Origin of the sequence: Kribbella amoyensis (assembly GCF_007828865.1) — a bacterium.
Classification (GTDB): Bacteria; Actinomycetota; Actinomycetes; order Propionibacteriales; family Kribbellaceae; genus Kribbella; species Kribbella amoyensis.
Window position 1 is genome coordinate 4,765,562 of the sequence record NZ_VIVK01000001.1, and the last position, 12,426, is coordinate 4,777,987.

Annotated in this window: 7 protein-coding genes; 3 read left to right on the forward strand and 4 right to left on the reverse strand. The window is 69.6% G+C overall.

The features are described 5' to 3' along the window. The first annotated feature begins 225 nt into the window (after positions 1 to 225). Positions 226 to 1,671 carry a rifampin monooxygenase gene (rox, locus tag FB561_RS22380; RefSeq protein WP_145809834.1) on the forward strand — a complete coding sequence of 482 codons (1,446 nt, stop codon included), beginning with the start codon at positions 226 to 228 and terminating at the stop codon, positions 1,669 to 1,671. Between the two features lie 12 nt (positions 1,672 to 1,683). On the opposite strand, the gene FB561_RS22385 is transcribed toward rox, so the two are convergent. Next, the gene (locus FB561_RS22385) at positions 1,684 to 2,622 is read right to left on the reverse strand and encodes an NAD-dependent epimerase/dehydratase family protein (protein WP_145809836.1); all 939 of its coding nucleotides are present in this window, start codon (positions 2,620 to 2,622) and stop codon (positions 1,684 to 1,686) included. A gap of 72 nt (positions 2,623 to 2,694) precedes the next feature. Further along, positions 2,695 to 4,071, reverse strand: a complete 1,377-nt coding sequence (locus FB561_RS22390) for a serine hydrolase domain-containing protein (RefSeq protein WP_145809838.1) — start codon at positions 4,069 to 4,071, stop codon at positions 2,695 to 2,697. A gap of 35 nt (positions 4,072 to 4,106) precedes the next feature. On the opposite strand from FB561_RS22390, the gene FB561_RS22395 reads away from it, so the two are divergent. Continuing rightward, the gene (locus tag FB561_RS22395; protein WP_238334977.1) at positions 4,107 to 5,222 is read left to right on the forward strand and encodes a diacylglycerol/lipid kinase family protein; all 1,116 of its coding nucleotides are present in this window, start codon (positions 4,107 to 4,109) and stop codon (positions 5,220 to 5,222) included. A gap of 3 nt (positions 5,223 to 5,225) precedes the next feature. On the opposite strand, the gene sigJ is transcribed toward FB561_RS22395, so the two are convergent. Next, a complete protein-coding gene (gene sigJ / locus FB561_RS22400; RefSeq protein WP_145809840.1) occupies positions 5,226 to 6,080 on the reverse strand; it encodes an RNA polymerase sigma factor SigJ in 855 nt (284 codons plus the stop codon). Between the two features lie 121 nt (positions 6,081 to 6,201). Here sigJ and FB561_RS22405 point away from each other — a divergent pair, with 121 nt between their 5' ends. After that, a complete protein-coding gene (locus tag FB561_RS22405) occupies positions 6,202 to 6,582 on the forward strand; it encodes a DoxX family protein (RefSeq protein ID WP_145809842.1) in 381 nt (126 codons plus the stop codon). A 51-nt stretch (positions 6,583 to 6,633) separates the two neighbouring features. Here FB561_RS22405 and pulA read toward each other — a convergent pair whose 3' ends face one another. After that, a complete protein-coding gene (gene pulA / locus FB561_RS22410; RefSeq protein WP_145809844.1) occupies positions 6,634 to 12,357 on the reverse strand; it encodes a pullulanase-type alpha-1,6-glucosidase in 5,724 nt (1,907 codons plus the stop codon). Positions 12,358 to 12,426: the final 69 nt, after the last annotated feature.

A 12,426-nucleotide genomic window follows, 5' to 3' on the forward strand; every position in this document is an offset into this window, starting at 1 on the left:
TGCGACCACGTCGACCGCCCACCTGATCCGCTCAGGAATCATCCGCGCCTCTCCACCCGTTGCTCCAGGCAACCCAAAAAGAAGCGGCAAGGAGAGCGAATCTCCCTGCCACTTTCAAGATATAGCTCACTGGGGGACTTGCCGCAAGCCCCGGTGCGTGCTGCAGAATCTCCCGCCGAAGCCGGATCGACCGGCGGAAACGCATCTTCGTGACTCGGGGGTTTCATGTTCGACGTGATCATTGCCGGTGGGGGACCGACCGGATTGATGCTCGCCGCGGAACTGCGGTTGCACGGCATCGAGGTACTCCTGCTGGAGAAGGACCGCGTACCGACCAAGGTGGTGCGGTCGCTCGGACTGCACGCGCGCAGCATCGAGATGATGGATCAACGGGGTCTGCTGGACCGATTCCTCGCACTCGGCAAGCAGTACCCGCTCGGTGGCTTCTTCGCCGGGATCCAGAAGCCCGCGCCGGAGCGGCTGGACACCGCTCACGGGTACGTTCTCGGCATCCCGCAGACCATCACGGACCGCCTGCTGGCCGAGCACGCCACGGAGCTCGGTGCCGAGATCCAGCGGGGCTGTGAGGTGACCGGGCTGAGCCAGGACGACGACGCGGTGACCGTCGAGCTGGCCGACGGAACGCAGCTCCGAGCGCGGTACCTGGTCGGTTGCGACGGCGGCCGCAGTACGGTGCGCCGGCTGGTCGGGATCGGCTTTCCGGGTGAGCCCAGCCGGGTCGAGACCTTGCTCGGCGAGATGGAGGTGGACGTCTCGCCCGAGACGCTGATGGCCGTGGTGACCGAGGTCCGCAAGACGCAGCTGCGGTTCGGGGCGATGCCGTTGGAGGACGGGGTGTACCGCGTGGGCGTGCCCGCCGAGGGGGTCGCCGAGGACCGCGGGGTCCCGCCGACGTTCGAGGAGTTCAAGCAGCAGCTTCGGGTGCACGCCGGGACCGACTTCGGTGCGCACTCGCCGCGGTGGCTCTCGAGGTTCGGCGACGGGACCCGTCAGGCCGAGCGGTACCGGGTCGGTCGGGTCCTTCTGGCCGGGGACGCGGCGCACACGCATCCGCCGACCGGAGGACAGGGCCTCAACCTCGGGATCCAGGACGCGTTCAATCTCGGCTGGAAGCTGGCCGCCGACCTCAACGGCTGGGCGCCGGACGGCCTGCTGGACACGTACGAGGCGGAACGGCACCCGGTCGCGGCCGCGGTACTGGACAACACCCGAGCCCAGATGGAGTTGCTGTCCCTCGAACCAGGGCCCGCATCGGTCCGCCGGCTGCTCGCCGAACTCATGGACTTCGAGGACGTCAACCGCTACCTGATCGAGAAGATCATCGCGATCGGGATCTGCTACGACTTCGGCGAAGGCGAAGGCCATGGCGAAGGCCACGAACTGCTCGGCCGGCGGCTCCGGGACATCCAGCTCAAGCGCGGCCGCCTGTACGCCGAGCTGCACGCCGGCCGTGGTCTGCTCCTGGACCAGACCGGCCGTCTGTCGGTCACCGGCTGGGCCGATCGCGTCGACCACCTCGTCGACGTCAGCGAGGAGCTCGACGTCCCCGCGGTCCTGCTCCGGCCGGACGGCCACGTGGCCTGGGTCGGCGATGACCAGGACGAGCTGCTCAGCCGGCTGCCGAAGTGGTTCGGCGCTCCCACCGGCTGAGCAGCTGGGCGGTCACAGGCCCTTGCGGAATCCCTCGCGCCAACTGGCGTAGCCGGGCTGCCAGTCGAACGTCTTCTTGGCCAGGGAGTTGTCGGCGCCGCGGATCTCGGTGAACGCCGAGACCCCGACGTCGCCGACGGCCAGTCGCGCCAGCCAGGTGGGCAGCCGGAGCGGCTGCTTCGCGCCGAGGATGCGGGCGAACTCCGGCAGCCAGACCGACGCGGCCGCCGGATCGTCGTCGGCGATCTGGTACACCCCCGTGGCCGAGCTCTCGATCGCCTTGACGGTGGCGTCGGCGGCATCGTCGTAGTGGACGAACGACCAGATGCCGCTGCCGTCACCGATCAGGGGGAGCCGGCGTTTGCGGATCAGCTCCACCATCGAACCGCCCTGGCCGATGTCGCCGGTCGGCCCGTAGAAGCTCGCGTACCGAAGCACGATGCCCTCGATCCCGGTCGCGCCGGTGACCGTGGACTCCAGGTGCTGTATGGCCGCCATCGTCCGACGCGTGGCCGGGAGCGGGTGCGGGTCGAGCGGTACGTCCTCGGACTTGGTCGGGGAGCCGCCGTGCGCGAGGTTCCACCCGGCGTAGCTCTGCACCACGAACCGGCGGACCCCGGCCGCGCGGGACGCCTCGAGCAGGTTGTCGGTGCCTTCGGTGCGCAGTTTGTTCGTCAGGGCGAAGCTGTCGTCGAAGTGCTTGAAGTCGATGCCGCCCTTGAGCGCGGTCATCTGGTGCACCACCACCTCCGGCGCCACCCCGGCCACGGCCGCCTTCACCGCGGCCGTGTCGAGCCCGTCGGCCAGGACCACGTCGGCTCCCTGCGCCCGGACCGTGGCCGCGCCGGACTCCGACCGGATCATCCCGGTCACCTCGTGCCCGGCCGCCACCAGCTTCGGTACCAGCGAGCGTCCTAGTCCGCCGGTTGCGCCTGCCACCAAGACCTTCATCTCGGTCCTCCTTGTCGACTGCTTGTCATCGCGGAGGACACGCAGCCGGACGAAGGTGTGACATGACCTGGGTCACAACGACGTGAGGGTGTGCTCCGTCGGGCCGAACGCGACGTTGACGGCGGCGTCGACCGTCATCCCCTGATCGGCCGGACGACAGGTGAAGGTGGCGACGAAGGGAGTCTCCAGGAACCGGATGGTGGCCGTGAACGTGCCGTCGCCGCCGTGGGCCGAGGTGACGATGCGCTGCTTGGGCTCCTGGAGGACGTCGTACTGCTCCTGCCAGTCGCCCGGTGCGCACCGGATCTCCTGGGTGCCCTGCCCCGAGGACAACGTGAACGTGCCGGTGCCGTCCGGGTCGAGGCGTACGGCGACGAGGCCGGTCACGGTCGGCTCGAAGGTGTACGTCCTCCCGTCGCCGGCTGTGGGTGCCGGACCCGTCGGTGGGAGCAGCTCCAGCTTCTCGGGTCGAGGTGCCAAGGGGGTCTCCGGCGCACGACCTTCGAGGGCGGGCAGCAGGTGGGCCCAGATCGTGTCCATCGTGGCCTGCATGTCGGACCCGGCGCTGGTGATGATCACCGCGGTGTCGTGGTCGGGCAGGACCAGGCAGAACTGACCGAACGCGCCGTCGCCGCGGTACGCGTTGTGGCGGGCCCGCCAGAACTGGTACCCGTAGCCGACCCGCCAGTCCGCGGTGTCGCGGTGACTGTTGTCGACCTGGCCGGCGGTCGCCTCGTCGATCCATGCGGCGGGGACCAGCTGCCGGCCCTCCCACTCACCGCGCTGGAGCAGGAACTGGCCGAACTTGGCCAGCGACTCGGTGCTGATACTCAGACCCCAGCCGCCGGTGGTGATGCCCTCGCGGGACACGTCCCAGGTCGCCTCGGTCACGCCGAGCGGCTCGAACAGCCGCGGGCGCAGGTAGTCGAGCAGGCGCTCGCCGGTGAGCCGCTGCAGGATCGCGGACAGCATGTACGTCGCGCCGCTGTTGTAGACGAAAGCGGTGCCCGGAGCGTGCTCGACCTCCAGGCCGAGGAAGATCCGGACCATCCGGCGGTCGCGGGTGAGCGCCTCGACGGTGTCCTCGCTGTGTCCGGTCGTCATCGTCAGCAGGTGCCGGACCTCCATCGCGGCGAGGTGCTCGCCGATCGTCGCGGGCAGCTCGTCGGCGGTGAAGAACGACACCACCTTGTCGTCGAGCGTGAGCAGGCCGGCCTCGATCGCCAGTCCGACCGCCATCGAGGTGAAGCTCTTCGACACCGAGAACAGCAGGTGCGGATCGGCCAGCCGGTACGGCGACCACTCCTCCTCGAGCACGACGTGACCGTTCTTCACCAGCATCACGGTCTGGATCTCCTGGCTCGACGCGTCGAGGGCCGCGACGAAATCGTCGAGGACGGTGGCCGTCAGGCCTTGGGCTTCGGGCGTACTCCGTGGAAGGCTGCTCACGCCAGCACGCTAGCGCTCCGAACGGACAAAATCAGGTGACAGAGTCCACCCCGCCCGAAGACCTCGACGGCTGCCCCGCGCCGGACGCCACCCCGGACGACAACCCGGCGACGTCGGACCACCCCCAGTCCGAGCAAGCCACCGCGGACGACGACGAACCGACCGAGCCACCCGCGGACCAGGCCACCACGGACAAAGCCTCGACCGATCAGGGCGCAGCCGGCCAGGCGGCGGCCGATCAAGCCGTGGACGACGAGGCGCGGCGGGTGGCGGTGATCCTGAATCCGATCAAGGTCGGGGACGCCGACGTGTTCCGCGACACCGTCGGGGCCGCGCTGACCAAGCGTGGGTTCGACGAGCCGCTCTGGCTCGAGACGACCGAGGACGACGCCGGCGTGACGATGGCGCGCCGCGCGATCGAGGAGACGGTGGACCTGGTCGTGGTGGCCGGCGGGGACGGGACCGTCCGGGTGGCCTGCGCCGAGCTGGCCCGGACCAACATCCCGGTCGCCGTCCTGCCCGCCGGGACCGGCAACCTGCTCGCCCGCAACCTCGGCATCTCGCTCGACCTCGAGGCCGCGCTCGGCGAGTTGCTGGACGGGGCCGAGCAGCGGATCGACAGCGTGCTGATCGAGGGCGACGAGCTGACCACCGACCGGTTCGTGGTGATGGCCGGTCTCGGCCTGGACGCGGCGATCATCGCCGACGCGCCGGACGAACTGAAGAAGCGGGTCGGCTGGGCGGCGTACGTGGTGTCGACGCTGAAGAACCTGAACCACCCGTTCGTGAAGGTGGAGATCGTCGTCGACGACCAGCCGCCGGTGACGCGGCGGGCCCGGACCGTGGTGATCGGCAACGTCGGCACCCTGCAGGCGAACATCCCGCTGCTGCCCGAGGCCGCGCCCGACGACGGCCGGATCGACGCCGTGGTCCTGGCGCCGCGGCGGCTCAGCCACTGGCCCCGGCTCGCGCTCGGCCTGGTGGTCAAGTCGATCAACGAGGGCCGGCACATCGAGCGCTTCACCGGCGAGCGGATCCAGGTGAAGGCCACGAAGACGGTTCGTCGGCAACTCGACGGCGACGCCATCGCCGACGGCACCACGCTCAGCGCCAAGGTCGACCCGTCCGCCCTGGTGGTCCGCATCCCCTGACGCTCAGGGAAGGTGGCCGAGTTTCTCGGGGTTGACCACCCCGTGGATCGCGGCCACCCGGCCGTCGGCGAGGACCATCGACCATACCGCCACGGTCCGCCCGTCCGGCCCGAGCATCCGCAGCGCGGGCTGCCCGCCGACATGGACCGGTTCGACCGTCACCCCCACGGCCGAAAACTTGCTGAAGGCCCCTATCAGCAGCCGCGCGACCCGGTCCGATCCGGCCACCGGGCGCGGCAATCCCTGCGCCTTGCCGCCGCCGTCGCCGACGAACGTCACCGTGGGCGCGAGCAGAGTGACCAACGGCTCCAGCTCGCCGTCCTCACACGCGGCAACGAACAGTCGCGTCAACTCGTCCCGCTCGGACTCCGACGGCTCGAACCGCGGCCGCTCCTCTGCGAGCAACCGCCGAGCCCGGACCGCGAGCTGCCGCACGGCCGGCTGACTCTTCGCCAGCATCGCGGCCACCTCGTCGTACGGGTACTGGAACACGTCCCGCAGCAGGAACACGGCCCGCTGATCCGGCGACAACCGCTCCAGTACCAGGAGGAACGCGGTGGCGAGCGAGTCGGACAAGGCAACGCGATCCGCGAGGTCGACGTACTCGTCCACGGCCGGCTCCGGCAGCCACGGCCCGGCGTACACCTCCCGTTGGCGGCGAGCCGAACGCAACTGGTCGATCGCTAGCCGTGTGGTCACCGTGGTGAGGAACGCCTTCGGCGACGCGACCTCGTCGGTCTCCCGGTGCAGGCGCAGGTACGCCTCCTGGACGACGTCCTCCGCGTCGCCGAAGCGGCCGAGCATGCGGTACGCGATCGACAGCAGCAACGGGCGCAGCGAGGTACCGGCTTGATCCATCACACCCTCTAGGACGATCCACGGCATCCGCCCGTGACAGTCCAGGTCATCGTCCCGGAAGCAGTCACAGCCAGGTCTGGTCGATCGTCTCCGACCGTATCCCCACACCAGAGGAGACACCATGACCTTCGCCACCTGGGTCGTCACCGGCCTGCTCGCTGCCGTCTTCACCGTGTCAGGGGTCGCCAAGTCGACGATGTCCCGGGACCGTCTGATCGCGTCCGGGCAGACCGGGATCGCGCCGTTCCCGTTGCCGTTGGTCCGCGGGGTCGCGATCTGCGAACTGCTCGCCGTCGCCGGGCTGTTCGCGCCGTGGCTCACGGACACCGCGCGGTACCTCACGCCGCTCGCCGCGGTCGGCCTGGGCGTCGTGATGGTGGGTGCCGCGATCAGCCACGCCTCCTTGAGGGAGCCGGGATCGGTGGCGGTGAACCTGCTGATCCTGAGCGGATGCGTGTTCGTCGCCGCGACTCGATTCGCCGCCCTCGGTCAGCTGTCTTGACCAGGCACGTTGGTCGAGATTCTGTGGCGGCGAAGCTCCTGATCGGGGTGGTCAGCGCTGGACCAGGACGGCGACCGTGCGGGCCGGGACGGTGACCGTACCGGTGGCCGCGTTCCAGCTGGTCTGCTTGACCACGGGATCCGAGCCGGCCGCCTGGACGGGGGAGAGGCTCAGGTCCGCCCCGGTGAGGCCGTCGAGTTGCTGGGTGACGGCCGCGCCGGACGAGTTGAAGACGACCAGGACGCCCTTCAGCGCCGGGTCGACGTCGGGCCCGACGGTGTCGTCGACGCGCATCGTGATCACCCCGGGTTTGGCGGCCGCGGTACCACTGAGCGGGAACGACACCTTCTGGTTGATCAGCTCGGCCGTTCCCAGCCGGAACAGCGGCGTCGAGAACCGGAGCTTCAGCAGGTCGGTCGCCTGCCCACCGGCCGCCGCCACGTCGGCCGCGGACGGTTTGAGCGCCTGGTTCCCGAGCAGCGGCCGCATGTACGACCACTTCTCCTCGTTGTCCGGCTTCGGTGGCAGCCCGTGCCCGAACCCGTTGTCGGCGCCGGTCCAGTCCAGCGTGTTGAACCAGTCGCCCGAGTCGTACGAGTTCCGGTCGAGCGACTTGCTCCGCAGCAGGTCGGACCCGGCATGCCAGAACGACGGGGTCTGGGCCAGCGCGGTCGTGGCCAGCGACACCGTGTTCATCCGGACCCGGTCCGCCATCGGCAGCGTCGCGGGCAGCTTGAAGGTCAGCGAGTCCCACAGCGTTTCGTTGTCATGGGCATCGACATAGGTGATCACCTCGACCGGCTGGTCGGCGTACCCGGCGGGGGAGCCGTTGTAGTCGACGCCGTCGCCGCGGACCACGGCACCGGTGTCGGCCGACCGGAAGGTGAAGCCGCGCAGGTTCCCGGCCAGGCCGAGCTGGACCAGGTCGGTGTCGTGCGCGAGCCGCTTGGCCTGGTCGGCGGGTGAGCCGTTGACCGGGGCACCGTTCGGGTCGGAGGCGGCACCTGATCCGAAGCCCTGCACGCGCGGATCCTCGTCGAAGGGTCCACCGCCCCGGACCGCGTCGCGAAGGCGGTCGGAGAACGTCCCGATCCCGGTCCCGCCGAGGTTGCCCTGGCGCGCCTGGACGAAGAGGGCGTCGTTCGCGACCTCACCGAAGTTCCAGCCCTCGCCGTAGAGGAACACCGCCTTGCCGTCGACGCCGTCCTTGGCGAGCGTGAGCTGGTCCAGGGCGGCCCGGACCTTGAGCATGTTCGCCTTGCTGTGATGGCCCATCAGGTCGAACCGGAAGCCGTCCACCCGGTAGTTCCGGGCCCAGCTGACCGTGCTGTCGACCATGATCTTCTCGGCCATCGCGTGCTCGGTGGCGATGTTGCTGCAGCACGTCGAGGTCTCCACCGAGCCGCTCGCGTTCAGCCGCTGGTAGTACCCCGGGACCACCTTGTCCAGCACCGAGGTTGGCGCCTGCCCGGCGGACGGGGTGTGGTTGTACACCTGGTCGAGGACGACCCGCAGCCCAGACTTGTGCAGCCCACCCACCATCGTGCGGAACTCGGCGACCCGATCGAGCCCGTCCTTCTTCGTCGCGTACGACCCCTCGGGCGCGAGCCAGTGGTACGGGTCGTAGCCCCAGTTGAACCCGTCGGTCGCCGCGGTCGCGGTCACGCAGGCCTGCTGCTGCTCGGAGTCCGGCGGCATCGCCTTCAGGTCGCAGTCGGGCGAGGACTGGACGCCTTCGGGGATCGACGCGATGTCGAACGTCGGCAACAGGTGCACCGTGTTCAGCCCGGCCTGCGCGAGCTTGCGCAGGTGCTTGGTCCCGTTCCCCTCGTCCGCCAACGCGAGGTACTTCCCGCGGTGTGCGGCCGGCACGGTCGGGTCGTTGATCGAGAAGTCCCGGACGTGCAGCTCGTAGATCGTCGAGTCCACCGGACGAGCCAGCTTCGGAGCCGGGGTGTGGGACCAGAGCGACGGCTTCCCGGCCGGGTCGTCGAGATCCACGGCCACCGAGTACGTCGAGTCGGTGGTCAGCGCGACCGAGTACGGGTCGGTGACTGCGTTCGTCTCCACCTTGCCGGTACTCGGTGCGAACACCGTCACCTCGTACCGGTACAAGGCGTTCGCCCAGCTCCGGCGGCCGTCGACGGACCACGACCCGTCGGAGTTCGGCCGCATCGCGATCCGCTGCGAACCCGCGAGCAGGTCCACCTTCTGCGCGGTCGGCGCCCACACGGTGAACCGCGGGACGCCGCCGTGCCAGGTGACACCGTACGAGCGGTTCGCCGCGGATCCGCCGTACAGGTCGTCCAGGACCCCGGGGATCTGGACGCCGGTCGCGTCGAGGAGCCGACCGGCGTCGTCGTACTGGGCGAGGCCGAGCTGGCCGGTGAGGATCTTCCGCGCGTCCGCCTTGTCCAGCCGGAGTGCGACGTAGTCCTTCAGCGCCGGGAACTTGGCGAGCACCTTCGCGGGGATCCCGGCCGCGTCGTACCGCAGGGCCGAGGAGGAGCCGCCGAGGTCGCCCGCGTCCACGGCGAGCTCGCCGGTGGGCGACCAGTGCAGCCGCCACCGGGACCGTTCCGGGTGCGCCACGGCCGGTACGGCGAGCAGGTCCTTCGTCAGCCAGTACGCCTTGGCCTGCTTGAGATCCGGCTGCGCGCCGGGCTTCGCCGTGGTCACGGTGAGCACGTGGGTCGCGAGGTCGTACGAGAACGTGACGACCAGCCCGTCGCCCGGCACGTTGATCGGGATGTTCGCCCCGGTCGGACTGCCGCCCGCGCCGTAGCTCTCGTCCCAGGACAGGCCGTGTGCGACCTTCGCCTCATAGCTGCCCGCTCCCAACTCGGTCGTCGACCAGGTGAACGTCCCGTCGCCGTCCTGGTCGGTCAACCAGGGTCGCATGCAGTCGGGTGACCAGTCCGCCGAACAGCCCAGCTCGGACTGGAACGACCCGGGCACCGTGACGATCGGTCCCTGGGCGTCGGACGTGACGTAGTGCCGGCCGTGCTCGTAGTAGAACTTCACCGGGGTGCCGGGCGCGGTGTACGAGATGTTGGCGCCGTTCCGGTCCCCGCCGGCTCCGTAGTTCTCGTCCCACGTCTTGTTGATCGCCGCCTTGTACGCGTGCTCGCCGGCGGGCAGCGAGTACGTGCCCTTCCACACCTTGTCGTTGGCGTCCAGGGTGAGCTGCGCCTGGTCGCAGTCGGGGGACCAGTCCGCCGGGCAGCCCATCTCGCTGTTGTGGTCACCGGGCACGCTGACGTTCGCCGGCTGCACCACGGGGCCGCCGCCACCGCCCCCGCCGCCACCGGGAGCCGGGGCATCCCCGACCAGGCCGTACGAGCCGGACACGGAGTAGTTGCCGGAGGAGTCCTTCAGCACCGCGCGGTACTCGAGCAGCGTCCCCTTGGGGAGAGCGGAGACGTCGTGGAACACGCGGTACGGCGCGTTGTCGTCCGAGCCGAGCCACTGCCAGGCAGTGGTACCGACAGGGCGGTATCCGAAGGTCACAGTGGCCGGGGTGTTCTCCGGGACGGCCGCGGCGATCTCCGCGCGACCACCGACCGTACCGCCGGGCTCCGGTGCGCTCAGGTACACGGCGGGCGCCTTGCTGCGACCGGGGACCTTCGACTGGGCCTGGTACACCGTGACGGACAGCGGGGCCTGGGTGAGCTGAACCCGGCCTTCCCGGTCCGTCCGGACGGTCTTCGTCCCGCCGTACACCGGACGGAAGTTGCTGTTCGAGCCGTACGTGGGGATGGTCGCCGTCTTCGCCGAGGTGGAGTTGTTCGCGACCACGACGTACTCGACCTTGTCGGCACCGATCCGGCTGAACGCGTACAGGCCGCCCGCTGTCGACGAGTACCGGTGCACCTGGGTCCCGTCGGCGAGGGTCGGGTATTTCGCGCGCAGCTTCTGCAGTTCCGCGATGTGCTTGTACATCGGCGCGTTGACGTCGTACCGGTCCTTGCTGCCGATCGTGGTCGTCCCGGTCCCGTCGACCACCTCGTCGTCCGCGTAGTCCGCGGTCTTGGTGGCGAACATGTCCTGCCGCGCGTCCTTGTCGCCACCCGGCCCGGTGAAGCCCTGCTCGTCGCCGTAGTAGACCACCGGCTGGCCGCGGGTCAGGAACATCAGCGAGTGCGCCAGCTTGTCCCGTTGCAGCAGTTCCGTACCGGCCGCGCCGCCCTGCTTGAGGAACAGCCCGATCCGGCCCATGTCGTGGTTCCCGAGGAACGTGGGCAGCTGGTACGCGTTCGAGTCCGTGTCGGTGTAGTAGTCGTCTCCTGCGTAGAAGTCGCGCAGTTGCGCCGTCGGCTTGCCCTGGGCGAAGGCGACCGCGTTCTGCTGGAACCCGAAGTCGAGGGTGGCCTGCAGGGCGCCCTTGGTGGTGTAGGTCGACATGAACCTCGGGTCCGCGTCGAACACCTCGCCGAACATGAAGAAGTCCTTCGACCCCTTCGCCTTGGCCGCGGCCAGGATCGCGGGGGAGAACTTCTGCCAGAACTCCAGGTTCACGTGCTTGACGGTGTCGATCCGGAACCCGTCGATGCCGAACTCGGCCCACGCCTTGTAGACGTCGGTCATCCCGTCCCGGACCTTCGGCTGCTCGGTGAACAGGTCGTCCAGTCCGACGAAGTCGCCGTACTCGCTCGATTCGCCGGCGAAGGTCGAGTCGCCGCGGTTGTGGTAGAGCGTGGGGTCGTTGAGCCAGGCCGGTACCTTGACGGTCGCGTCGGCCGGGGTCCGGAACACCGGCACGTTCGGGAACGACGTGTTCCGGTCCAGGGCGGGGAAGGTGTCCCCGGCGGCGTACTGCTTGTCGTCGAAGACGGTGCCGGCGGCGTCCTTGTACGGGCTGGTCGCCTTCGGGATGTACCCGTACTGGCCGGACTCGTACGCGATCACGTCCGCGGTGTGGTTGGTGATGATGTCGAAGAAGACCTTCATCCCCTTGCGGTGCGCGAGATCGATCAGCCGGCGCATGTCCGCGTTGGTGCCCAGGTGCGGGTCGATCTGGGTGAAGTCGGTGATCCAGTACCCGTGGTACCCGGCGCTCGCGTCCGCGCCGGCGCCCTGGACCGGGCGGTTCTTGAACGACGGGGTCAGCCAGATGCTCGTCGTCCCGAGCGACTTGATGTAGTCGAGCTTCTGGATCACGCCGGCCAGGTCGCCACCGTGGTAGAAGCCCTTGTCGGTGGGGTCGAGCCCGGTACTCAGCCGGTCGCCGGTGAGACCGCCCGCGTCGTTGGACCGGTCCCCGTTGGCGAACCGGTCCGCCATCAGGAAGTAGAACCGCTCCTTGGTCAGGTCCTGCCGCAGACTCGGCGTCGCGAGCGCCTTGTCGGCGGGGCTCAGGCCACCGGCCAGGTCGACCGGCTGCACGCTGACCACGTGACTCGTGTCGTCGTAGCTGAACCTGAGCTTCGCCGGTCCCTCGATCCGGAGCGGCAGGTTCGGCCCGTTCAGGACGCCACCGGCGCCGTAGTTCTCGTCCCAGCTCCCGTTGACGGTCACCTTGAACTCGTACGAGCCGGCCGGGACGTCGAACACCTTCCCGTACGGCGCGGCCGTGCCCAGCCGGGTCTGCTCACAGCCAGGATCCCAGTCCCCGGCACACCCGAGCTCGCTCTGCAGCGAACCGGCCAGCGTGATCACCCGGTCCGCGGCCGGTCCAGCAGGCGCGGAAGCCGGCGTACCGAGGCCGACAGCAACAACAGCGGCCGCCGTGACCCCGGCGACCCAACGAGCCCGAAACCGTACGAACCTGACCATGCGGGTCCCCTCCCCAACCGGAACAACCTGCGGGGACGCTAACCCGGCCCCCCGCCCGACGGAAGACCT

Bases quoted from the DNA above. Each gene is read 5' to 3' on its own strand.
- rox (WP_145809834.1), top strand. From the start codon at position 226: ATGTTCGACGTGATCATTGCCGGTGGGGGACCGACCGGATTGATGCTC.
- pulA (WP_145809844.1), bottom strand. From the start codon at position 12,357: ATGGTCAGGTTCGTACGGTTTCGGGCTCGTTGGGTCGCCGGGGTCACG.
- FB561_RS22385 (WP_145809836.1), bottom strand. From the start codon at position 2,622: ATGAAGGTCTTGGTGGCAGGCGCAACCGGCGGACTAGGACGCTCGCTG.
- FB561_RS22405 (WP_145809842.1), top strand. From the start codon at position 6,202: ATGACCTTCGCCACCTGGGTCGTCACCGGCCTGCTCGCTGCCGTCTTC.
- sigJ (WP_145809840.1), bottom strand. From the start codon at position 6,080: ATGGATCAAGCCGGTACCTCGCTGCGCCCGTTGCTGCTGTCGATCGCG.